The following is a 22,491-nucleotide window of genomic DNA, read 5'->3' as shown; positions in this document are numbered from 1 at the left end:
CGGGCGCCCTTCCGCCGGTCGTCCGATTTCCTCCCCCCTCCCGCGCCGCGTACCCTGGCGCCATGGCCTCCGAAACGCACGCCGACGTGCTCGTTCGCCCTGTCCGCGACGTCGACGCCGAGGCACTCGGCCGCGTGCACGCCCGGGTGTGGCACGAGACGTACGACCAGCTGATCAGCGCGGCCACGCTCGAGAACGTCTCGCCCCGCCGCCTCGCCGAGCTCTGGACGCATTACCAGGCGCAGGGGCCCGAGTACCGTCTCGCGGCCGCGCTCGTCGACGGCGAGATCATCGGCTTCGCCGGCTCCGGCCCCGCACGGGACAGCGACGCCCCCGCCGAGCGCGAGCTCTACTTCGTGTACCTGCTCGACTCGTGGCACCGCAAGGGCGTCGGCCGGATCCTCTTTGACGCGGTCGTCGACGAGGACGAGCCGCTCTACCTGTGGCTGGCCGAGCGCTACCCCGGCGCGCGCGACTTCTACGAGAAGCGCCGCTTCCGCCTCGACGGCGCCCGCCGCGACGAGCCGTTCCTCGGTGAGACGCTCACCGAGGTGCGCTACGTGCGCTGAGGCGCGCCGCAGGACGCGGGATGCTGCAGGTCTGGGCGCTGGAGGGCATCGGCGAGGTCCGCGCCGGCGCCGACCTCGCCTCCGTGGTCGGCGATGCGATCGAGGCGTCGGATGATCGGGTGCGCGATGGCGACGTCGTGGTCGTGACGAGCAAGATCGTCTCTAAGGCCGAAGGACGCTTCGTCGTCGCCTCCGACCGCGAGGACGCGATCACGCAGGAGACGGTGCGGGTCGTCGCGACGCGCACATCCGAATCGGGGCACACGACGCGGATCGTCGAGAACCGGCTCGGGATCGTCTCGGCCGCCGCCGGCGTCGACGCGTCGAACACACCCGACGGGACGGTCCTGCTGCTCCCCGTCGACCCCGACGCCTCGGCGCGCGCGCTCTCCGCCGCGCTGCGCGAACGGTTCGGTGTTCTCGTCGGCGTCCTCGTGTCCGACACGCTCGGCCGCGCATGGCGGGACGGGCAGACCGATCATGCCATCGGGGCGGGCGGCGTGAGGGTCTTCGAGGATCTGCGCGGCGGGGTCGACGCACAGGGGCGCCCCCTCGTCGTGACCCTCCCCTGCGTCGCCGACGAGCTGTGCGCCGCGGCCGATCTCGTCAAGGGCAAGGCGGCGGGGCGCCCCGTCGCGATCGTGCGCGGGCGCCCCGATCTCGTGGGCGAGCTCGACCTGCCCGGTGCGCGCTCGATCGTCCGGACGGGAGAGCGCGACATGTTCCGCCTCGGAGCGGACGAGGCGTACGCCGCGGGATATGCGGCGGGGCGGGCCGAGGCGCATACGATCGAGGGGTGACCGATCCCGCTCTCGTCCTCGTCGCCAACGCCGCAGACGGCTCCCTCAGCACCTTCCGGCTCGAGGGCGGCGCCCTCGACCGGCTCGCCGTCACGCCGGGTCTGACCGGCTGCTCCACCTTCGTCGTCGACCCGGCACGCGATCTCGTGCACGCGGCGGTCAAGGGCGACGCGTCCGGCGCTCCGGCGGGGATCCTCACCCTGTCGCTCGACCGCGAGACCGGGGGCCTCACGGAGCGGTCGCGACGCGATCTGCCGGACGGCGGGATGAACTACCTCGCCCCCACGCGCGACGGCACGGGCCTCCTCGGCGCGTCGTACGGCGGCGGGTACGGCATCAGCAGCCCCGTGGAGGACGGCGTCGTGGGAGCGCCCGTGTCACGGGTCTCGTTCCGGAACCTGCACTCCGTGCTCCCGAGCGCCGACGGCCGTTTCGCCTACTTCGTGTCGCTGGGCGAGGACCTCATCGCCCAGTACGCGATCGCCGACGATCTCACCCTGACGCCTCTCGACCCGCCGACGGTCGCGTGCCCGGCGGGGAGCGGACCGCGACACCTCGTCTTCGACGACGCGCAGGACGCCGTCTACGTCCTCACCGAGTTCTCGGGCGAGGTCCTCCATCTCACGCGCGACACTGTGTCGGGCGCGCTGAGCCTGCGCGGCGCCGCCACCGCGTTCGACACCTCGAAGGGTCTCGGCCGCAGCGCGCTCGGCGCCGACCCGCTCGCGGGGCACCTCGTCTGGGGCGCCGACATCCACGTGGGCGACGGCGTGCTGTGGTGCTCGGAGCGCACCGAGAGCACGCTCGGAGCCGTCGCGCTGTCCGGAGACGGGTCGCCCGTCTCCGCGGAGCGGTTCGTCGTGAGCGAGACGCAGCCGCGGGGGTTCGCGATCAGCCCCGATCGGCGCCATCTCGTCGTCGCCGGGGAGAGGTCGACGAGCGTCTCGCTCTACGAGATCGACGGCGACCGTCTCGAGCTGCGGCAGCGGGCCGAGACCGGCCGCGGCGCCAACTGGGTGCGGTTCCTGCCGCTCGGCTGACCGTCACGCCAGTGCCCTCTGGGCCTCCACGGCGATGAGCTCGGGCTCTGTGAGAGGGATGAGGTGGGCCGACCGCTCGGCGGGGACGAAGCGTCCGCCGTCGTGCTGGGCCGCGGTCGTCCGGTGCGCCCGGACGAGCCCCCGCCGGATGCGACGGTCGATCGGAGTCGCCCTCTGACCGGAGATCACGGTGACGGGGAGGCTGCCGAGCCGGGGCGGGGCGTTCTTGAGGCGCTCCAGCCCTGACTCGACCTGTGCGAGCTCGGCCGCGGTCTCGCGGGCCGCCGAGATCGAGGACGACGCGTCGGCGACCGCTCGTCGAAGCGGCACGTCGAGGCCTGTCATGGACGCCCGGGTGAGCGGGCCGAGAAGCCGCATGCGCGCGAGGGGCACCATCGACGACGCCTGCCATACGTCGACGACGCGGGCGAGCCTCGTGAAGTAGATCGGGTCGTTCTCGTCGCTCTGGTCGACGAGGACGACGCCTGCGAGGGAATGACCGCGCTCGACGAGACGCGCCGCGACCGTGCGGACGATGGGGCCTCCCCAGCTGTGCCCGACGAGCACGAGTCGGCGGTGGGGGTGCGCACGGACGACGGCCTCGAGATCGTCGGCGAGCCTCGTGAGATCGCGTGGACGGGTGTCGGGGTCGCTCGCGCCGAATCCGGCACGGTCGTACGCGACGACGCGCACATGACGCCGCAGCGCTTCGTGCACGGGCCCCCAGTACAGCCCGCTCACGCCGAGGCCGGCTTCGAGGACGACGAGGTCTTCTCCGTCGCCGCCGACCCTGACGCGCAGGCGTCGGCCGTCGTCGGTCGTGACGAGCTCGTCGCGGCCGAGGAGGTGCGGGGTGGAGGCCATGGGTCATGCCTACCAGGTGCTCACGCGGCGACCCGGAAGCGTCGCGGCGGCGGATCGACGTCGCCCCAGAGGTATCTCAACGCCAGGCGGGGTGGGAGCACGACGGGGTCGCGGCCATCGGGAGGATGCAGGACGAACTCCCCGAGTCCCTCGCGGGTGATGCGCCACCCTCCATGATGAAGCTGCATGTGATGGAAACGGCAGAGGAGGATGCCCCTGTCGACGTCCGTGAGCCCCTGATGCTCCACGTAATGATCGATGTGATGCGCCTCCCCGTAGGAAGCGGGGCGATCGCATCCCCTCCACCGACAGCCTCCGTCGCGGATGGCGAGCGCGATGCGCTGCCGGGTGGAGAACAGACGCTGTTCCCGCCCGAGGTACAGCGGGTTTCCGACACGGTCGACCGCGCACTCCGTGATGCCCGTCTCACAGGCCTGCTGCGCCACGAGCCAGGCTGGCAACGCGGTCGGCTCGTCCTCCGTGATCCCGACGGCGTCTTCGCCCGCCGCGTGCGAGACGAGAGCTTCTCGCGAGATGACGACGCGGACGCCGGCCTGACGCGTGCCGAACACGGCCTCCGGCTCGGCGAGCGCTCCTGCGCGGAGCAGATCCACGACGAGGTCGTAGGCGAGCTGATCGTTCGAACGGGGGTCGGCCTCGAGCTCCTCGGCTCGCTTCCGCTCCGCGGAGTCGACGAACCGCGGCCCGCCCTTCCGCGGTCGGAGCGCAGACGCGATGATCGACTGCACCCACGCCGCCGCATGGTCGTCGAAGGCCATCGACGCCCGCCGCACGCCGTCCGCATCCGTCCACATGCGGAACGACCGAGCAGCGAAGCGCTCGTCGAAACGCCTGGCCGCACTCGCCGGGTCGAGCTGGTCGCGCACGGCACGGGCAGCGCGGGCGAGCTCTTCGACGGTGCGTTCTGCGGCCTCGCCGATGAGCTGCTCGACGGCCAAGGACCAGGCCTCCGCCGAGTCGTCACCAGGAGGTTCGCTCAGGCCCCGGAGGATCGCATCGTGCTGTGCCGACGTGAGCGCGCCGGAGAGCAGCGCCCGGGTGAGCGGCGCATGCCACGGCGCGGCCTCGTCCGTCTGCTCGCGATCCCCGTCATCGCCCTCTGCCGCATCCGCGCCGGCGATCACGCACTCCCCGAGCCGCACCTGCCTCGTCGCATCCGCCTTCGTGGACCCCATGATCTCCTGCACGAGCGACACGGGCGATCTGTGCCCGCGCTTCTGCGCGAGCCCCGAGTGGCCAGCCTCGCGCGTCGAGCGCGATGCCGCGACGCCTGACGCGGCGATCCGCAGGGCCTCCGCCTGGCGCACCAGCTCCGAGGCCTCGCGGATGACCGACACGACGGCGTCGTCGCCGAGTCCGGCGACAGCGGCAGGCATCTCACGATCCGCCATTTCTCCCCCGACCGCGGCGCGCAGTCCTGCGACACGCTGTTCCATGGCGGCGAAGAACGTCATGGAACGATGGTCGCACCGACCTCCGACATTCGAACGTCCTTCCGCGCCTGACCCCGGGATCGCCTGGTCCCTCAGCGCCGCGCCGGCTCGCGCTCCACGAGCGGGAACACGTCCCGGGCGATGCGCCCCAGCTCCGGTGCGAGCGGCGACGACTGGACGAGGAGCAGCGTCACGCCCGCGTCGCGGTACGCGCGGATGCGCGCGGCCACCTGGGCGGGCGTGCCGACGAGGTTCGGGCGCAGGCCGCGCGTGCCGACGGAGTACTCGCGCGCCGAGACGTCGACGTCGAGCGCGGAGTTCGCCGTGAACTCCTGGAACGACGCGTATCCGGGCGATGCCGGGTCGACCGTCGTGATGCGCGCCAACTCGCGCTGCGCCTCCTCCTCGGTGTCGCGCACGATGACATAGGCGGCCATCGCGAACTCCCGCATCGGCTCCCCCGAGACCCGCAGGCGTCTCTCGTCGAGATCAGCGACCTTGTCGCGGACCTCGTCGATCGTCCCGCCATGCATCGCATACGCGTCCGCGAAGCCCGCGATCGCCTCGCGTCCGGCGACGCTCTCCCCTCCCGCGAACACCGTGGGGAGGGACGTCGGTTTCGGCTCCACCACGGTGCCCCGGACCCGGAAGAAGCGCCCGTCGTACGAGAACGGCGACTCGCGCAGCGCCCCGAGCAGCACCTCGACGAACTCCCGCGCCTGCTCGTAGCGCTCGTCATGGGCGGGGAAGTGCCCGCCGAACTGCTTCGCCTCCTCGGCCCACCATGCGGCGACGACGTTCAGCGCGAGCCTGCCGGGAGCGAGATCGGAGATCGTCGAGATGGTCTTCGCCGCGACGGCCGGAAGGTGGAAGCCCGGGCGGATGGCCGTCATGACGCGCAGCCGCTCGGTCACGGCGAGCACGGCGGAGGTGAGCGACCACGCCTCGAGCGACGGGGCGTCCGGTCCCTTGCGGTCGTTGAGGTACAGCTCCGGGATGAGCATGGTGTCGTAGCCGAGCCGGTCGGCCGTCTGCGCGACCTCCCGGATGGTCGCCCAGGTCGCCGGCATCCCCTCGTCCTCGATGTTGCGGAGGAAGCCGCCGTATACGGGTGCCCAGAGTCCGAATCGCATGCGTCACGCCTCCGTCGCGGTCACGAGGGGGCGCGGGCGCACCGTCGCGAGCGCCCTGTCGAGGTCCGCGACGAGGTCCGCGGGGTCCTCGAGGCCGACGGAGAGCCGCACCGTCGCACGGGAGAACCCGGCGAGCGCGAGCTGGCCGTCGTCGAGATGGGAGTGCGTGGTCGTCGACGGATGGATGACGAGCGAGCGCGCGTCCCCGATGTTGGCGGCGAGGGTGAAGGTCTCGAGAGCGTCGACGAAGCCGGGGACCGCCTCGGCGCCCGCGACGAGGTCGAAGGAGAAGACCCCGCTGACGCCGTCGGGCAGGTAGCGCGCGGCGAGAGCGCCATAGGGGCTGCCGGACGCCGCAGGATGATGGACGCGAGAGACCGCAGGGTGGCCGTCGAGATGCCGGGCGATGGCCGCCGCGCTCTCGGACTGGCGGCGGACGCGCAGGTCGAGCGTCTCGATGCCCGTGAGCAGCTCGTGCGCGTTGAACGGCGAGAGGGCGGGGCCGAGGTCGTGCGCGAGCTTCGTCTTCGCGTAGACGATGAAGGCGCTGCCCTCGCGGCCGAACCGCTGCCAGAGGACGACGTCGCCGACGCGGCGGTACGGCTCGGTGAACTGCGGCCATCTCGCGGGCTCCGCGCCGTAGTCGAAGGTCCCGAGGTCGACGATGAGCCCGCCGAGCGACGATCCGTGGCCGCCGAGATACTTCGTGGCGGAGTAGACGACGACGTCGGCGCCGTGCTCCTTGGGCCGCAGCAGCGCGGGCGTCGCGATGGTGTTGTCGACCACGAGAGGGACGCCCGCGTCGTGCGCGGTGTCCGCCACGGCCGCGATGTCGGGGATGGCCGCCGTGGGGTTGCCGATGCTCTCGAGGAGGAACGCGCGGGTCTCCGGCCGCACCGCCGTGCGCCACGCCGCCGGGTCGTCCTGGTCGACGAGCGTCGCGTCGATGCCGAAGTCTGCGAACGTGTCGGTGAGGAGGTCGACCGTGCCGCCGTAGAGCCCCGATCCGGCGACGATGTGGCCGCCGGGGGCCGCGAGCGCGAGCAGGGCGATGGCGACGGATGACTGGCCGGATGCGGTGGCGAGTGCGGCGACGCCGCCGTCGAGCGCCGCGACGCGCTGCTCGAGCACGGTCTGCGTGGGGTTCCCCGTGCGGCTGTAGAGGTTGCCCTGGCGTCGCAGCGCGAAGATGTCGCGAGCCGCCTCCCACGACGCGAACTCGTAGGCCGCCGTCTGGTAGATGGGTGTCACGACGGGGTTCGGCGTGATCGCGGGAACGGAGCCCGCGCGGATCTGCCTGGTCGCGAACTCGGTCATGCGATGGCCTCCCTCGTGAGGACGGGTGCGGCGGCGTCGATGCGGAGACGCTCGAGGAACTCGACGATGGCGGCGGCGACGCTGCGGTGGTGGACGTCGTTGAGCACATCGTGCAGGCCGCCGTCGACCGTGATGAGCTCGGCGGCCCACCCCCCGAGCCGTCGCCTGACGGCGTCGACCGGCGCGATGGCGTCCGCACCGCCGTGGATGGCGAGGGTCGGGATCCCGGGGCTCGACGCGACGGCATCCGGCCAGTCGGGCTCCAGGCCGTCGGCGAGGAGCGGAGGGGCGTCCGAGTGCTGCGCGACGCCTCGGTGCACGGGGCATGCGCTGCGCAACGCGAGCTCGGCGTCGAGGCCGCCGGCCGGGTCCGGCGCCGTGCCGCCGCCCGTCGCGCTTCCCGCGAGGACGACGCCGGCGGGCACGGGGCTCAGCGCGCCGTCGGCCAGCGCCCGGGCGACATAGCTCGCCGCGGTGTCGGGGGCGACGATCACCCGGAGCGCTCCGTCGACGAACAGCTCGCCGGAGAGAGATCCCCACAGGGACGCCACCTCGGCGGCCGACGCGGGGGCTTCCGCCGGCACGACGGCCGTGTAGCCATCGGCGGCGAGCCTGCGCGCGAGCCTCCGATAGTGCGCGGGCGCGTCGCCTCGGCCCTGCAGGATGATGGCGACGCCCCGCGCGGCGGTCTCGGGCAGGACGACATCAGCGTCGACGCCGGGAGAGTCGGTGACCGTCATGGGAAGCTCCTGAACACTCGAGATACGTTCATCCAATGCATGAACATACCGCGTTCGCACAGCCCGGCGCATTCGCGTGCGTTCGAACCAAACATCCTCGTTCTGCCCACCCTCTTGCCATACAAGCCCCGAGCAGTCCGACTGCACCCGTCTATGTTCACCTCGAAAATATACGGGAACGTCGAAACAAACGGTAAGAACTGTCCAGCCCAGTGCTCGCCCTCGCCATAATCGACTCACGGCCGAGGACCTCTCCCGCGCCGAGCACCCGACCTCTCACCGAAAGCGGGACACGCAATGACCTCGACGCGTCACCTCAAGCTGGGCGCCGTCCTGACCGGCGTCGGCGGCCCCGGGGCGCATGGCGTCTGGAAGAGCCCCGAGGTTCCCACAGATGCGAGCATCGACATCGCCTGGTACATCGAGCAGGCGCAAGCGGCGGAGCGCGGGAAGTTCGATCACGTCTTCATCGTCGACAGCCAGTTCATCACCGCCGACTCCCCTCCCCACTATCTCAATCGCCTGGAACCGCTCACCCTTCTCTCCGCGCTCGCCGTCGCGACGACGCGGATCGGTCTGATCGGCACGCTCTCGACCTCTTACGACGAGCCCTTCAGCGTCGCCAGACGCTTCGCCTCGCTCGATCTCATCAGCGGCGGCCGTGCCGGCTGGAACGTCGTCACGAGTGGCGACGAAGGGACCGCCGGCAATTACGGGCGCAGTGCTCACTACGACTACACGACGAGGTACGCCCGTGCGCTCGAGCACGTGCGCGTCGTGCAGGCGCTGTGGGACTCGTACGAGGACGATGCCTTTCCCGCGGACGTCGAGACGGGCGTGTTCCTCGACCCGGACAAGCTCCATCGCCTCGAACACGTCGGCGAGCACTTCTCGGTGACGGGCCCGCTCAATCTCTCCCGTTCGAAGCAGGGGCAGCCCGTCATCTTCCAGGCAGGCGACTCCGAGCAGGGCCGCGATCTCGGCGGCGCGATCGGCGAAGGCATCTTCACCCACCAGACGTCGATCCCCTCGGGCAAGGCCTTCCGCGACGATCTTCGGGCACGAGCGGCCGCACACGGCCGGGATCCCGAGACCGTGCTGGTCTTCCCCGGAATCAACGTCGTCATCGGGGACAGCGACGAAGACGCCCGGAGGATCGAGCGTGCCTTCCACGAGGAGGACAAAGACTTCGAGAAGTCGCTCAAGCAGTTCGGACGTCCCTTCGGATGGCACGACTTCACCCGGTACGACCTCGACGCCCCGTTCCCCGAGCTGGGCGATCTCGGCGACCGAAGCTTCAAGACGAACGCCGACACGGTCAAGCGCGTCGCCCATGAGCAAGGCCTCACACTCCGACAGACCGTGGAGCTCTTCAGCGCGCCCAAGCCCGGCGTCTTCGTCGGCAGCGCCGAGACCGTCGCCCGGACATTCGCGGATTGGTTCCTGCAGGGCGCCGTCGACGGGTTCAACATCCACGTGCGGACTCCGAGCCAGTTCGCCAGGTTCGTCGACGAGGTCCTGCCGATCCTCCGGGAACGCGGCCTCTTCCGCGAGGACTACGAGGCCGACACCCTGCGCGGCAATCTCGGCCTTCCCGTCCCCGAGAACCGTCACGCCGTCGCACGCAACAGACGCACCGTCGCCGTCTGATCCGACGCCCCGCACGACGACCCACGCCACCCCCGATTGGAACTCCCGATGGCTTCCTCCGCCCCTGCCCTTCTCCTCGACCGACGAGGATTCCTCGCCCTCGCGGGCTTCGGAACCGCGGCAGTGCTCGTCGGATGCTCGCCGGCCGGATCGGCCGACGACGCCTCGAGCACGAAGACCTTGAAGTGGGCGAACTCCTACCCGCCCTCGACGTGGGATCCCGTGGTGCAGGGCAGTGGCTTCGCGTTCAATCAGACCGCCCTCGTCTACGCCTCGCTCACCGAGATCGACGAGAAGGGCGAGGCACAACCGGGGTTGGCCGAGGGCTGGGACTACAACGAGGCAGGCGACGCCATCACCTTCCATCTGCGCGAAGGGCTCGTGTTCCAGGACGGTGAGCCGGTGAACGCCGAGGCGGTCAAGCTGTACCTCGAGCGAGCGAAGACGCAAGAGGACTCTGCGCTGAGCGGTGACCTGACCTCGATCGACACGATCACGGCGGACAGCGCGACGGACGTCACGCTGCATCTGACGCAGGTCGACCATCAGATCCCCCTGCTGCTCGGCCGCCGGGTCGCCCAGATCACGAGCCCCGCCGTGAGCGCGGAGGATCTCGCGACCAGCCCCATCGGCGCCGGACCCTTCACCGTGCTCGAGCTCGTCCCGGAGTCGCACGTCTACCTCGAGAAGAACCCCGACTACTGGGACGCCGAGAACATCCACATCGATCGCATCGAGCTCTCGTGGGGAATCGACGCCTCGTCGATCGTCTCCGCCCTGCAGACGGGGGTCTACAACTTCGCGGACCTCTCCGCCGCTCAAGCGGCGGCAGCTGTGAGCGCCGACCTCGATGTCGTCGAGCATCCCGGTTTCAACGCGTCCAACATCTCGGTCAACAGCCTCAAGACGCCCTTCGACGACCCCGCGGTGCTCGATGCCGCACGGTACGCGATCGACCGACAGGAGTTCGTCGACAAGCTCTCGTTCGGATACGGCAAGGCGACCGCCCAGCCGTTCCCCGAAGGCTATGTCGCCTGGTCGTCCGAGGTCGAGGACCCTTGGCCCTACGACCCGGAGAAGTCGAAGCAGCTGCTCGCCGATGCCGGCTACTCCGAAGGCGACATCTCCGTCGACCTCGTCGTCTCCGCGGACGTGCCCCAGAACGAGATCATCCAGGCCCAGCTCGCGGCTGTGGGGATCACGGCGAACATCGAGGTCGACACGAACTGGGCGGAGCCGTTCTTCGCCAAGGAGCTCGCGCTCTCCACCTACGGGACGACCGGCCGCGAATCGCCCGTGCAGACGCTCACCGCGCACTTCGGCCCCGAGGGTCCGTTGAACCTCGCGGGGCCCTACGTCTCGGACGAGTTCCTCGAGGCCGTGAAGGTCGCACGAGAGACGCCCCTCGACGCGGAGGACTATGGCAAGAACCTCCAAGCGGCAACGGCGATCGGCGTCAGGACGAGCCCGACGATCTTCACCTACAGCCAGCCCAACCTGTTCGTGAAGAAGGGCGTCTCCGACATCCCGGCTGTGCCGGGCCAGATCCACTGGGCCGGCGTCACGATCGACGACTGAGCGCCTTCCCGTCGGCGCAGCTCGTCGGCTCGATCGGAACAGAGGAGCACCATCCATGACGGCCCAGGCCGAGCATCTCAGCACCAGGCTCTCCCTTCAGCCAGTCGCGTCGGCGAAGACCGTCGGCGTGCTCAGGCTGCATCGCGTCGGACGCACCGTGCTGAGGCTCGTCGGAGTGTTCGTGCCGGTGTTCCTGCTCGGGACGTTCGCCACATTCCTGCTCGGCAACCTGAGCGGGTTGAGTCCTGCCTACCTGCAGCTCGGCGAGTCGGCGACACCGGAGCAGGTCGCCGCACTCGAGCGCGAGTGGGGGCTCGACCGGCCGTTCGTCGTGCAGTATCTCGACTGGTTCGGCTCGCTGCTGCGCGGCGACCTCGGAAACAGCTGGTACAACGGCCAGAGCATCAGCGAGCTGCTGCTCGGCAGGGCGATCGTCAGCCTTTCCGCATCGTTCCTCGCGCTCGTCATCGGGGTCGTCGTCGGCTTCGCGCTCGGAGTCCTCGCGGCTGCGTTCCGGGGGAGGCCGGTCGACCGGGGGGTCACGGCGTTCACGACCCTCATCTCGACCATGCCGCCCTTCGTCGTCGGCATCGCGCTCGTCGCGGTGTTCGCGGTCAGCCTCGGCTGGCTGCCGTCGGCCGGCTATCTCCCGCTCGACGCAGGACTCTGGCCATGGCTCAGCCACTTGCTGTTGCCCGCGATCGCGCTGAGCTTCGACACGATCGCCGATGTCGCACGTCAGCTGAGGACCGGGCTGGTCACCGCCTCCGGCGAGAACTACGTCACGGGGGCGATCGTGCGGGGCTTGAGCCCGAGGCGGGTGTTCTTCGTCCATGTGCTCCGCAACGGCGTCAGCCCGGCCATCGCGATCCTCGGCATGAAGTTCCCCAACCTTCTCGGCGGCGCCGTCGTGACGGAGGCGATCTTCGGGCTCGCGGGATACGGAGTGTTCGCCAGCGAGTCCGCCCTGCGCGGCGACGTGCCTGCCGTGCAGGGAGTGCTCGTCATCGCCGTCGTGCTGGTGGTCACCTTCAACGTCATCGTCAATCTGATCCTCAACCGGATCTCGCCCGCATCGGCCAGAGGGGTCTGACATGCTGCGCAACCTCACCCGCCTGCGCTCTGCGAGAATCGCGTTCGGCATCCTCGCATTCATCGCCGCGCTGACTCTCTTCGGCCCGCTCCTCGCCCCGTACGACCCGCTCGAAGGCGGCGACGAGATCCTCGCAGCGCCGAGCGCATTGCACTGGCTCGGCACCGACTACCTCGGCAGGGACGTCCTCAGCCGCCTGCTCGCCGGATCGCCGGTCAGCGTGGCAGGAGCCGTCGAGGTCGCCGCGATCGCGCTCTTCGTCGGAGCCCTGCCCGGCGTCCTCTCCGTCTACCTCGGACGCGCCTTCGAATGGTTCACGCTGCGCCTCGTCGACACGCTCATCGCGCTGCCGTTCCTGGTGTTCGCCGTCGCCATGACCGCGCTGCTCGGCAACGGCATCAACCAGGCCATGTTCGCCGTCGGCCTCCTGGTGTCTCCCGTCTTCTACCGGGTGGCGCGCGCCGCCGCCCTGCAAGCGGCCAACGCACAGTACGTGGAGGCGGCCGTCCTCGCCGGAGCATCGACCTGGTGGGTGATCCGACACCACGTCTGGGCGAAGGTGCTGCCACCGATCGGGGTCGCGCTCGCCAACACCATGGGCACCGGGCTCGTGATCGTCGCGAGCCTCACGTTCCTCGGTATCGGCGTCCAGCCGCCGACCCCGACCTGGGGCGGACTGCTCGCGTCCGATCTCGGATACCTCGGCTACCGTCCCTACGCCCCGCTGTTCCCGACGGCGCTGATCATGCTGACCGTCTGGGCGTTCAACCTGCTCGCCGACGCGATCCGCGACGCTGCGGGCGTCCACGGCCGTTCGGCCGGGACGAGGCCCGTCGCCTCGGCACGGAAAGTCGAGATCGCGGCATGAGCGAACCGCTCCTCGTCATCGACGACCTCCACCTGCGCAATCGACTCTCCGGCGCCGAGACCGTCGCCGGAGTGTCCGCGTCGCTCGAGCGCGGAAAGGTGCTGGGAGTCGTCGGCGAGTCCGGTAGCGGCAAGACCCTCACCTGCCGCGCCGTGCTCGGCATCCTCCCCGACGTGTTCGCGATCTCCCGCGGCCGAATCGATCTGTTCGGGCAGGACGCGAGCGCGCTCTCGCCGAGGTCGTGGCAGTCGCTCCGCGGGAGCCGAATCGCTGCGGTGTTCCAGGATCCCGGCTCATATCTCAACCCGTCGATCAAGGTGGGGAGGCAGATCGAGGAGGTCGTCAGGGTCAAGGGCGGGCTCCGGGGGAACGCGGCGAAGGCCAGGGTGCTCGAACTGTTCGAGACGGTCCATCTGCGCGAGGTCGAGTACGTGTATCAGCAGTACACCCATGAACTCTCCGGCGGCATGCTGCAGCGCGTGCTCATCGCCGGGGCGATCGCGCTCGAACCGGAGATCCTGATCGCCGACGAGGCCACGACGGCGCTGGATGTGACCGTGCAGGCCGAGATCCTCGATCTGCTCGTCGAGTTGAAGGAACGCATCGGGCTCGCGCTCCTCGTCGTCTCTCACGACCTGGCCGTCGTCGCGCAGCTGTGCGACGACGTGATCGTGCTCAAGGACGGGCGGGTGGTGGAACAGGGCCCGGCGTCTCAGATCCTGTTCGCGCCCACCCACGAGTACACGAAGCTGCTCATCGACGAGCACGAGCTGTACGGGCTCGATCGCTTCCTCACCGCGACCGGAGCCGACCGTGGCTGACGCCGGAGCGCCGCTGCTCGACGTGCAGGGCCTCGACGTGCACTTCGGAAGCGGAGCCGCCCGCAAGCACGTGATCAAAGAGGCGTCGCTGCGCGTCGAAGCCGGCGAGTCGGTCGGCGTGATCGGGGAGACCGGCTCAGGGAAGTCCACGATCGCCCGCGCGGTTCTCGGCCTCGTCAAGCCGTCGAGCGGGGTCGTCCGTATCGAGGGCACGGATGTGACCGGCTTCGACTCCCGTCGCTGGCGGGGGTTCCGTCGCCGCGGCGCAGTCCAGTACGTGTTCCAGGACCCGCTGCGCAGCCTCGACCCCGATCTCACCGTCGGGGCATCGATCGCCGAACCGCTGCGGCTCAGGGGCGGTCTCTCGTCCGCGGAGATCTCCAGCCGAGTCGACGAGCACCTCTCCCGGATGAAGCTCGACGCCGACTTCGCGAACCGCTTCCCCGCGGAGCTCTCGGGAGGGCAGCGGCAACGCGTCGCGGTGGCACGAGCGCTGGTCACCGAGCCGGAACTGCTCATCCTCGACGAACCCGTGAGCGCCCTCGACTCGGCGAACCGCGTGCAGGTGCTGCACCTGCTCGAAGAGCTGCGCCGCAGCGACGTCGCCCTCGTGTTCATCTCGCACGATCTCGGGTCGGTGGCCGGGATCACCGACCGAACCATCGTGCTCTACCGGGGAACGATCGTCGAGGACGCGCCGACCGAGCAGATCATCAACCGCCCGACACATCCCTATACGCGGTTGCTCATCGGGTCGGCACCGACCCTGCGCGGTGCCGCGATCGACCGCTCAGAGCGTGACGAGCTGCGCGCCGCACTCGCCCGGCACACGGTCGGCTGATCGCCCCTCTCTCTGCAAGAAAGGCCACCCGACCCATGGTCATCGCCACCCCTTCTCACCACGAGCACGCAAGCGACGTCGTCCGGTTCCCCCTGGAGACGCCGCCCGATTCGGTCGACGTGCTCGTCGTCGGCGCGGGCCCGGCCGGACTGGCGGCCGCGCTCGAGCTGCGGCAGTTCGGGCTGCGCGTCGCCGTGGTCGACCGCGCCGTCGATGCACCGCTCATACGAGCCGGTGCGATGGGGCACACGAGTCGCGTGGCAGAGCTGTTCCGACGCTGGGGCGTCCTGCACGACATACGTCAGTCGTGGACGGTGCCGCCGGAATGGCACACCGGGCACGAGCTCGTCACATCTCTCACGGGGCACCGTCTGAGAGGATCCCGCCCCCGGTCGTTCGCCGGTGTCGCCATCGGCTCCCCCAGCGCGGAAGAGGCCATACGCCGGCCTCAGACGGTCCTGCAGGCCGCGTTCCTCCGCAAGCTCGCGCAACTCGGCGTGCCGGTCTCAGGGGGCTGGGCGTGGGAGGGCTTCGCGGAGTCCGGCGACGATGCGGTCAGCACGGTCCGGCACGTCGGATCCGGGGAGTCCCGGCCGATCCGCTCCCGGTACATCGTCGCCGCCGATGGCTCGAAGAGCACCGTCAGGCGGGCTGCGGGGATCGAGCGCGAGGGCGCATATGCGACCCATCGTCAGATTCGCTTCGTCGTCCGCGTGCACGGGGACTACCCGCCGGCGATCGGGCCGTTCCCCAGCGCGACGAACATCGTCGCGAATCAGCACTACAGCGGCTTCCTCGCCGCGCTGAACGAGCGCGACTGGCGAGTCTACGCGGGCCCCTACGGAGTGGATGCGCTGCCGGGGACCGCCGAGCTCGAAGCGATCGCGAAGCACGCGTTCGGCGCCGAGCTCGACCTCGAGGTCGTGGCCGTGCATCCGTTCTACCCGAGCAAGCGCATCGCCACCGGCTTCCGCCGACGAAGGGTGCTCCTCGTCGGCGATGCCGCGCATGTCCGGGCGCCCGGGGGCAACCTCGGCGAAGGGCTGGGCGATGTGGCGAATCTCGGGTGGAAGCTCGCCGCGGTCGTCAAGGGAATCGCCGACGACGCTCTGCTGGACTCCTACGACCAGGAGCGTCGCCCGCACAATCACCGCATCGGCGATCATGCGAGCGCACGCGCAGCTGGCAGCGCATCCAACCTCGCCGCGGCGCGCGAGCTCGGGTTTCCCGACGACGCGGACGCCACTCCAGCGGCCAGCCGCCGTCGGCTGCAGATCGCGCAGATCCTGCGACGAGGGGCCGGGCCGGCCCCCGGGGTCGTCTTCGACGAGCGGTACGACCGGTCGGACGCGATCTGGTACGAGCCCGACCAGCATGCCAGCGAAGAGCCGTGGAGCCCGCACGTCTACCGTGACGTCTCTCTCCCGGGGCATCGCGCACCCGACGGAGTGATCGACCCCTTCGGCACGCGCCTCTACGACCGCATCACGACTCGTCCCCTGCTGCTCGTCAGCGATCCCTCCGCCGGGTCCGAGGTGCAGGGCTTCATCGATGCGGCCGCAGGACGCGACCTTCCGCTCGACGTCGTCTACCTCTTCGACGATGCGGCACGCGAGCTCTATACCGAGCCCCTCACCCTCATCCGCCCCGACCACCACGTGGCCTGGCACGGTCTCGACGACGCTCCGGGTGCCGTGCTCGACACGCTGCTCGGCACGCATCGCCGCCGTCACGCCCACGCGGCACGCGCCGGCGCCGCATCGTCAATCGAAGGCGACCCGCAAGTCGCCGTGTGATGCTCGGGAGACGAGCGAAGCCAGCTCCGCCACGAGCGCGGGATCCTCCGGCAGCTGAGCCGTCGAGAGCCGCAGCAGACCCGTCTCCTGCCGCGTCACGAACGACGTCCGGCCCACATCGACGATGACGCCCCTGCCCGCGAGTGCGAGCGCGGCGGCGCCCTCATCGATGACCTCCACCCAGATCACGTGGCTCCCGGGGCCGGCGTGGACGGCGAGACCCGCCTCCGCGAAGACGCGCACGGCCAGTTCCGTGCGGGCGGAGTAGCGGGCGCGCGCCGCGTCGACCACGCGCTCCGCGTCGGGGTCGCGGACGAGTGCGGCCAGGGCGTGCTGGAGGATGCGGCTGTTGGACGCGACGCCCGCGCTCCTCGCGGCGATGGCGCGCTCCACGAGACGCTGAGCCCCGCCCACGACCGACGTGCGCAGATCGAGACCGTAGGCCCGACAGAAGCTCAGGACACGGATGGTCCGGCTCGGCAGGCGGTCACCCACGGTACGCACGAGGACGGGCGAGAGCGGTCCCAAGGAGTCGTCCTCGAGCACGACGGCGTCGGAGTCCTCGACGAGACCGGCGAGCTCCTCCGCACGCCCCTCGCCGAGCACATGCCGGGTCGAGTACGGTCCACCGGGCTGGTGGACGAAGGCCGCCGCGCCCTCCGCGAGCGCCGCCCTCAACGCATCCGGCGACGGGCCGTCGTCGTCCACGGGCACGCCGATGGCGCGCACGCCGAGCTCCGCGAGCGTCGCCAGGTATCCGGGCGCAGCAGGTTCCTCCACGGCGATCGGCCTACCAGGCTCGATCACCGCCTTCGTCGCGAGCCAGAGTCCCTCCGTGCCGCCGCCCGCGCTCGTCCACGCCTCGGCCGGGAACGGCCAGCGGGCGATCGCGACGTCGCGCAGCTCTCTGATCATGTGCTCGCGTCCCCACGCGTTGACCCCCGGCTGGCGCACCGCGTGCGCGAAGGCCGCCTCGAGCGGAGGCTGCAGCGACACGTCCGGGCTCGAGAGCAGGAAGTCGACGTTGCTCCACCCCGCGAACGGCCGAGCTCCCGTCGTCGCCCCGACCACCGTGGTGCCGCCGCGCCGGCGCGTCTCGACGAGCCCGCGCGACCGCAGGGCGCTCCATGCCTCGGCCACGGTGCCGACGCTGACGCCCAGTGACGTCGCGACCGAGCGGATCGTGGGAAGCCGCTCGCCCTGCGGAAGGACGCCGACCTCGATGAGAGCGGTGATCTCATCGGCGATCGTGCTCGCGGTGCGTCCCCCGACCTGTGCAGCCATCGCATCCGCGGTTATGTTCATTTCTTCAGTCTAGTGAGCGGACACGCCGGCTTCCGGCGCCCAGCCCCGCCGGCCCCGACGTGACCACGTCGACGACCACCCGCGCATACCGTCCGTCGGGATCGAGGTCGGGATCGAGCACATCGACGTCGATCTGTCGTCCACGTGCCATACGTGACCTGGACGTTATCCGCGCGTTCCTCACCGGCGCATAGCATGGAAGCGCCAGAGAAACGGAACCACGGGTCCACGCCTCGACACCGGTTCCACAGCGTCGTGAAACGGGTCGATACGGAGGATGACACATGGCTGACCGGAGCTCGCTGACCGGAACGATCAGGACTCGGGCATCCCGATCCGCCGCCGATCCCCGCCCCTCCGCGGACCTCAGCCCCGGCGAGCAGGCGCCGGCCGAGACCCCGCGCGACAATCTTCGCCAGTGGACCGGCTTCGCCGTCGGGATCGTCGGCGCCGTGCTCGCCTACCTGCTCATGCCCGAGGACGTCGGCCACCCGGCTCGCCTCACGGCCGCGGTCGCCGTGCTGATGGCGGCGTGGTGGATGACCCAGGCGCTCCCCCTGCCCGTGACGGCGCTCATCCCGCTCGCGCTGTTCCCCGTGCTCGGCCGCGACGACGAGACCAGCGCCGCCGACGTCATGGGCCAGATCGGCGCCTCGTACGGCAACCCGATCATCTTCCTGTTCCTCGGCGGCTTCATGCTCGCGCTCGCGATGCAGCGCTGGAACCTGCACAAGCGTCTGGCGCTGCTGGTGATCCGCGCCATCGGGACGAAGCCCACGAGCATGATCGGCGGCTTCATGATCGCCACCGCGCTGCTCAGCATGTGGGTCTCCAACACCGCCACCGCCGTCATGATGCTCCCCATCGGGGTATCGGTCCTGCTGCTCGTCGCGAACGCCTCGGATCTGGACACGACAGGCGACGAGGATGCGCGTCCCGGCGGTCACTCGGCGATGCGCACGAGGTTCGGCACCGCGCTGATGCTCGGCATCGCCTACGCGGCGTCCATCGGCTCGCTCGGAACCATCATCTCGACGCCGCCGAACGTCCTGTTCGCCGCGCACATGCGCGAGGCCCACGGGGTCGACATCAGCTTCGGCCAGTGGATGCTCGTGGGCGTCCCGCTCGGCGCCGTCTTCCTGTTCCTCGCCTGGGTGCTCCTGGCGAAGGTCGTCTTCCGGCCGGAGATCACGGAGATCCCCGGCGGCCGCGAGATGATCGGAGCGGAGCTCGCGAAGCTGGGGCGGATGACCAGCGGCGAGATCCGGGTGCTGGTGGTCTTCGTGCTCGCGGCCCTCGGCTGGGTGCTCGTCCCCCTGCTGTGGCCCGAGGCGCAGCCCGTCAGCGAGCACGGCATCGCGATCGTGGTCGCGCTGCTGCTGTTCATCCTGCCCGCAGGCGCCAACCGCGGCGTACGGCTCCTCGACTGGAGCGCGGCCAACGAACTGCCGTGGGGCGTCCTGCTGCTGTTCGGCGGCGGGCTGGCCCTGTCGTCGCAGTTCACCGCCAGCGGTCTGAGCGCCTGGATCGGCGCGCAGGTCGAAGGGCTCGCCGGGGTGCCCGTCTGGGTGCTCGTGCTGATCGTCTGCATCGGCGTGCTGGTGCTGACGGAGCTGTCGAGCAACACCGCGACGGCCGCGACGCTCCTTCCGGTCGCCGGCGGCGTCTCGATCGGCCTGGGCATCGACCCGCTCCTGCTCGCGTTCCCCGTCGCGGTCGCCGCGACGTGCTCGTTCATGCTCCCCGTGGCCACTCCCCCGAACGCGATCGCCTACGGGTCGGGCTACGTCACGGCGGCGCAGATGCTCAAGGGCGGGTTCTGGCTCAACGTGATCGCGCTCGGACTCGTGAGCGTCGCCACCCTGACGCTGGCGACCTGGGTGTTCGGCATCGGCTGGTAGGCGCCGCGCGCGCCCCGGCGTCGCCGTGGCAGAAGGGCGGTGGGCCGGGATCGTGGATGAGGGTGCGGGCGGGGATGGCGACCTGCACGGCCCTGCGGATCGCGCCGAGCCCGCGAGAACCGTGAAGCCCTCGCCCCTCGGACCACCGACATTCGAACAGAGAGACGACCGATGGGCTCGATCCGCCTCCATCGCGCGCGCTCGGAGACATCCCGTTCACTCTCCCGAAACCTGAGACGGGTAGGCAGGACGGTGTGAGGTGCGCGCCCGCGCGCCGTCATCCATCCACTCCCACCACGAGGACGACGATGCCTTCTCCCACTCCCCGACGCGTCGCCGGCACGGCCGCCGCCATGGCGGCCGCGTGCGCGCTCGCGTTCATCCCCACCGCCGCGAACGCGTCCGTCGAACCCGACACGACCGACATCCAGGTGCTCACGATCAACGACTTCCACGGTCGGATCGAGGCGAACGGCGACGAGGTCGGCGCCGCGGTCCTCGCCGGCGCCGTCGCGCAGTACCGGTCCGAGAACCCGAACACGATCTTCGCCTCGGCGGGCGACAACATCGGCGCCTCGACGTTCACGTCGTTCATCCAGGACGACGACCCGACGATCGACGCGCTCGTCGCCGCGGGCCTCGACGTCTCCGCGGTCGGCAACCACGAGTTCGACCAGGGCTTCGCCGACCTGCGCGACCGCGTCATCCCGCGCTTCGGCGGCGGCGACTGGGCCTCGGGCGTCGACTACGCGCTCGGCGCGAACGTCTACGCGAAGGGAACGACCGATCCGGCGCTCGCCGAGTACGCCATCCGCGAGGTCGACGGCGTGCGGGTCGGCTTCATCGGCACCGTGACGAGCGACACCGCCACCCTCGTGAGCCCCGCCGGCATCTCGGAGCTCGACTTCGGCAGCCAGCTGGAGGCCGCCGACCGCGTCGCGGCGGAGATCGCCGACGAGACGGACGTCATCGTGCTGCTCTCGCACTCCGGTGCGTCCGGCGACGACTGCGCGGCGCTGGCGGGCGAGGACTCCGAGTACGGCGAGCTCGTGCGGAACGCGTCGTCCGACATCGACGCGATCGTCTCCGGCCACACCCACCGGCTCTACTCGTGCGAGGTCGACGGGCGCCCCGTCGTCCAGGCGTACCAGTACGGGACCACTCTCGGCGCCCTGGACATCCAGGTGGATGCCACGACACACGACCTCGTCTCCATCGCGGGGTCGACGATCGATCTCGCGACGCAGGAGCTCGACGAGAACGGCGAGGAGATCGACGTCCCGCAGTTCCCGGCGGACGAGGAGGTGCAGGCGATCGTCGACGAGGCGACCGCGGAGGCGGACGTGCTGGGTCAGGAGGTCGTCGGACGCATCAGCGCCGACATCCTGCGCGGCGGCAACCCGCCGGGCGACGACCGCGGCGTCGAGTCGACCATGGGCAACCTCGTCGCCGACATCTACCTCTGGTCGACCTCGGAGTACGCGAACTACGGCGGCGCGCCCGCGGACATCGCCGTCATGAACCCCGGCGGCCTGCGCGACGACCTGCTCTACGGCGAGGACGGCACCGTGACGTATGAGGCGGCCGCCGCGGTGCAGCCGTTCGGCAACACGCTCACGACCACGACGCTCAGCGGAGCGCAGCTGAAGCAGCTGCTCGAGGAGCAGTGGCAGCCCGGGAACGAGCGGCCGAAGCTGCACCTCGGCATCTCGGAGGGCTTCGCCTACGAGTACGTCGACGAGGCGCCCGCGGGCGAGCACGTCGTGTCGATGTCCCTGAACGGCGAGGCGATCGCGCCCGAGGACGAGTTCCTCGTGACGACGAACTCGTTCATCTCGGCGGGCGGCGACGGCTTCACGGCCTTCCTGGACGGCACGGGGACATCCGACACCGGCCTCATCGACCTGTCGGCGACGGTGGACTACTTCGCCGAGCACGACGTCGTCGACCCCGCCCCGCTCGGCCGCGCTGCGGAGTACGTCGCGGAGCCGGAGCCGACGGCGACCCCTGAGCCGACCCCGACCGCGACGCCCGAGCCGACCGCGACGCCCGAGCCCACGCCGACGCCGACGCCCGAGCCGATCCCGACGCCGTCCCCGACCGATGCACCCGACGAGGAGCTCGCGCCCACCGGCGGAGACGTCGCCTGGCCGCTCGCGGGCGTCGCCGCGGCGCTCGTCGCCGCGGGCGTCCTGCTCGTGGCCCTGCGCCGTCGCGAGCGCGCGTAACGGCCGCGCATGACGAGGGCCCCGGCGCACCCGCGCCGGGGCCCTCGTCGCGTCACGTCCTGACGGCATTTCAGCCGCTTCCGACGGCGGGGCGCTTCGCGTCGTCTCCGGGTTCGCCGGCTGCTCGCCGTCAATCGAGGGCCGACAGCACGTCGGTGTGGACGAGATCGTCTCCGACATACAGGAGGGGCTCGCGCCGGACGGTCGCGAGCGCGTAGCTGGAGCAGTCGCCCCTGTCGAGCCGGGCGGCATGCCCGGACCCCCGGCCGAATCGCGGTACGCCTGCTGGCGACCCGCGCCTGCTCCTGATCGAACGGCACGATCTCGACGCCCCAGTCGTCGAGCGCTCGTTGTGCGAGGGCATGCATCGCACGCTCTCGGTATCGCATCAGCACCGCCGTCAGCTCGAGCCGACATCCTCACATGGCCGGCCGCGAGCAGGCGTTCCTCGATCGAAGGGGCACGCTCCGTCGCGTCGATCACCTCGATGACG

General features: G+C 70.6%; 18 protein-coding genes. 12 read left to right on the top strand and 6 right to left on the bottom strand.

Annotation, left to right across the window (positions count from 1 at the left end; translation table 11 throughout):
• The first annotated feature begins 62 nt into the window (after positions 1-62).
• Genes N8K70_RS02150 through N8K70_RS02140 form a run of 3 tightly spaced genes read left to right on the top strand, consistent with a single transcriptional unit; the run spans position 63 to position 2,409 of the window.
• The gene (locus N8K70_RS02150) at positions 63-569 is read left to right on the top strand and encodes a GNAT family N-acetyltransferase (RefSeq protein WP_317139976.1); all 507 of its coding nucleotides are present in this window, start codon (positions 63-65) and stop codon (positions 567-569) included.
• Positions 570-589: 20 nt separating this feature from the next.
• Complete coding sequence (gene cofE, locus N8K70_RS02145; protein WP_317139975.1) at positions 590-1,369, top strand: coenzyme F420-0:L-glutamate ligase; 780 nt, start codon at positions 590-592, stop codon at positions 1,367-1,369.
• Positions 1,366-2,409 (top strand): lactonase family protein, encoded by a 1,044-nt coding sequence (locus tag N8K70_RS02140; RefSeq protein WP_317139974.1) that lies wholly within the window; start codon positions 1,366-1,368, stop codon positions 2,407-2,409. The genes cofE and N8K70_RS02140 overlap by 4 nt, the downstream gene beginning before the upstream one ends.
• Positions 2,410-2,412: 3 nt before the next feature.
• Here N8K70_RS02140 and N8K70_RS02135 read toward each other — a convergent pair whose 3' ends face one another.
• The 5 genes from N8K70_RS02135 to N8K70_RS02115 form a co-directional block, all read right to left on the bottom strand.
• On the bottom strand, positions 2,413-3,273 hold the full coding sequence (locus N8K70_RS02135; RefSeq protein ID WP_317139973.1) for an alpha/beta fold hydrolase: 861 nt from the start codon (positions 3,271-3,273) through the stop codon (positions 2,413-2,415).
• A gap of 20 nt (positions 3,274-3,293) precedes the next feature.
• Positions 3,294-4,748, bottom strand: a complete 1,455-nt coding sequence (locus tag N8K70_RS02130) for an HNH endonuclease signature motif containing protein (protein ID WP_317139972.1) — start codon at positions 4,746-4,748, stop codon at positions 3,294-3,296.
• 71 nt (positions 4,749-4,819) lie between these two features.
• On the bottom strand, positions 4,820-5,860 hold the full coding sequence (locus N8K70_RS02125; protein WP_317139971.1) for an LLM class flavin-dependent oxidoreductase: 1,041 nt from the start codon (positions 5,858-5,860) through the stop codon (positions 4,820-4,822).
• Positions 5,861-5,863: 3 nt separating this feature from the next.
• On the bottom strand, positions 5,864-7,177 hold the full coding sequence (locus N8K70_RS02120) for an O-acetylhomoserine aminocarboxypropyltransferase/cysteine synthase family protein (protein WP_317139970.1): 1,314 nt from the start codon (positions 7,175-7,177) through the stop codon (positions 5,864-5,866).
• Entirely contained in the window at positions 7,174-7,917 is a 744-nt protein-coding gene (locus N8K70_RS02115; RefSeq protein ID WP_317139969.1) for an alpha/beta hydrolase, read from the bottom strand. Before N8K70_RS02115 ends, N8K70_RS02120 begins: the two co-directional genes overlap by 4 nt.
• A 297-nt stretch (positions 7,918-8,214) precedes the next feature.
• Between N8K70_RS02115 and N8K70_RS02110 the strand changes: the two genes are divergently transcribed.
• The 7 genes from N8K70_RS02110 to N8K70_RS02080 are packed head-to-tail and all read left to right on the top strand — an operon-like array spanning position 8,215 to position 16,564.
• Entirely contained in the window at positions 8,215-9,567 is a 1,353-nt protein-coding gene (locus N8K70_RS02110; RefSeq protein ID WP_317139968.1) for an LLM class flavin-dependent oxidoreductase, read from the top strand.
• Between the two features lie 48 nt (positions 9,568-9,615).
• Positions 9,616-11,145 carry an ABC transporter substrate-binding protein gene (locus N8K70_RS02105; RefSeq protein WP_317139967.1) on the top strand — a complete coding sequence of 510 codons (1,530 nt, stop codon included), beginning with the start codon at positions 9,616-9,618 and terminating at the stop codon, positions 11,143-11,145.
• Between the two features lie 55 nt (positions 11,146-11,200).
• Positions 11,201-12,238: an ABC transporter permease gene (locus tag N8K70_RS02100; RefSeq protein ID WP_317139966.1), complete on the top strand. Its 1,038-nt coding sequence runs from the start codon at positions 11,201-11,203 to the stop codon at positions 12,236-12,238.
• Between the two features lies 1 nt (position 12,239).
• Positions 12,240-13,106 carry an ABC transporter permease gene (locus N8K70_RS02095; protein WP_317139965.1) on the top strand — a complete coding sequence of 289 codons (867 nt, stop codon included), beginning with the start codon at positions 12,240-12,242 and terminating at the stop codon, positions 13,104-13,106.
• Complete coding sequence (locus N8K70_RS02090) at positions 13,103-13,927, top strand: ABC transporter ATP-binding protein (RefSeq protein ID WP_317139964.1); 825 nt, start codon at positions 13,103-13,105, stop codon at positions 13,925-13,927. Before N8K70_RS02095 ends, N8K70_RS02090 begins: the two co-directional genes overlap by 4 nt.
• Complete coding sequence (locus tag N8K70_RS02085) at positions 13,920-14,768, top strand: ABC transporter ATP-binding protein (RefSeq protein WP_317139963.1); 849 nt, start codon at positions 13,920-13,922, stop codon at positions 14,766-14,768. The genes N8K70_RS02090 and N8K70_RS02085 overlap by 8 nt, the downstream gene beginning before the upstream one ends.
• Positions 14,769-14,803: 35 nt before the next feature.
• On the top strand, positions 14,804-16,564 hold the full coding sequence (locus tag N8K70_RS02080) for an FAD-dependent monooxygenase (RefSeq protein WP_317139962.1): 1,761 nt from the start codon (positions 14,804-14,806) through the stop codon (positions 16,562-16,564).
• Here N8K70_RS02080 and N8K70_RS02075 read toward each other — a convergent pair.
• Positions 16,532-17,869 (bottom strand): PLP-dependent aminotransferase family protein, encoded by a 1,338-nt coding sequence (locus N8K70_RS02075; RefSeq protein WP_317139961.1) that lies wholly within the window; start codon positions 17,867-17,869, stop codon positions 16,532-16,534. The two genes, N8K70_RS02080 and N8K70_RS02075, sit on opposite strands and share 33 nt — an antisense overlap.
• A 284-nt stretch (positions 17,870-18,153) precedes the next feature.
• On the opposite strand from N8K70_RS02075, the gene N8K70_RS02070 reads away from it, so the two are divergent.
• On the top strand, positions 18,154-19,770 hold the full coding sequence (locus N8K70_RS02070) for an SLC13 family permease (protein WP_317139960.1): 1,617 nt from the start codon (positions 18,154-18,156) through the stop codon (positions 19,768-19,770).
• A 308-nt stretch (positions 19,771-20,078) separates the two neighbouring features.
• Entirely contained in the window at positions 20,079-21,998 is a 1,920-nt protein-coding gene (locus N8K70_RS02065) for a bifunctional metallophosphatase/5'-nucleotidase (protein ID WP_317139959.1), read from the top strand.
• Positions 21,999-22,491 lie beyond the last annotated feature (493 nt).

This window comes from Microbacterium sp. AB (assembly GCF_032878875.1).
Lineage (GTDB): Bacteria > Actinomycetota > Actinomycetes > Actinomycetales > Microbacteriaceae > Microbacterium > Microbacterium betulae.
Note: the sequence above shows the minus strand (reverse complement) of the source record. Positions and strands in the feature narration are given on the sequence as shown.

Bases quoted from the DNA above. Each gene is read 5' to 3' on its own strand.
- N8K70_RS02150 (WP_317139976.1), top strand. From the start codon at position 63: ATGGCCTCCGAAACGCACGCCGACGTGCTCGTTCGCCCTGTCCGCGAC.
- cofE (WP_317139975.1), top strand. From the start codon at position 590: ATGCTGCAGGTCTGGGCGCTGGAGGGCATCGGCGAGGTCCGCGCCGGC.
- N8K70_RS02135 (WP_317139973.1), bottom strand. From the start codon at position 3,273: ATGGCCTCCACCCCGCACCTCCTCGGCCGCGACGAGCTCGTCACGACC.
- N8K70_RS02130 (WP_317139972.1), bottom strand. From the start codon at position 4,748: ATGACGTTCTTCGCCGCCATGGAACAGCGTGTCGCAGGACTGCGCGCC.
- N8K70_RS02125 (WP_317139971.1), bottom strand. From the start codon at position 5,860: ATGCGATTCGGACTCTGGGCACCCGTATACGGCGGCTTCCTCCGCAAC.
- N8K70_RS02120 (WP_317139970.1), bottom strand. From the start codon at position 7,177: ATGACCGAGTTCGCGACCAGGCAGATCCGCGCGGGCTCCGTTCCCGCG.
- N8K70_RS02115 (WP_317139969.1), bottom strand. From the start codon at position 7,917: ATGACGGTCACCGACTCTCCCGGCGTCGACGCTGATGTCGTCCTGCCC.
- N8K70_RS02110 (WP_317139968.1), top strand. From the start codon at position 8,215: ATGACCTCGACGCGTCACCTCAAGCTGGGCGCCGTCCTGACCGGCGTC.
- N8K70_RS02105 (WP_317139967.1), top strand. From the start codon at position 9,616: ATGGCTTCCTCCGCCCCTGCCCTTCTCCTCGACCGACGAGGATTCCTC.
- N8K70_RS02100 (WP_317139966.1), top strand. From the start codon at position 11,201: ATGACGGCCCAGGCCGAGCATCTCAGCACCAGGCTCTCCCTTCAGCCA.
- N8K70_RS02095 (WP_317139965.1), top strand. From the start codon at position 12,240: ATGCTGCGCAACCTCACCCGCCTGCGCTCTGCGAGAATCGCGTTCGGC.
- N8K70_RS02090 (WP_317139964.1), top strand. From the start codon at position 13,103: ATGAGCGAACCGCTCCTCGTCATCGACGACCTCCACCTGCGCAATCGA.
- N8K70_RS02080 (WP_317139962.1), top strand. From the start codon at position 14,804: ATGGTCATCGCCACCCCTTCTCACCACGAGCACGCAAGCGACGTCGTC.
- N8K70_RS02075 (WP_317139961.1), bottom strand. From the start codon at position 17,869: ATGAACATAACCGCGGATGCGATGGCTGCACAGGTCGGGGGACGCACC.
- N8K70_RS02070 (WP_317139960.1), top strand. From the start codon at position 18,154: ATGGCTGACCGGAGCTCGCTGACCGGAACGATCAGGACTCGGGCATCC.
- N8K70_RS02065 (WP_317139959.1), top strand. From the start codon at position 20,079: ATGCCTTCTCCCACTCCCCGACGCGTCGCCGGCACGGCCGCCGCCATG.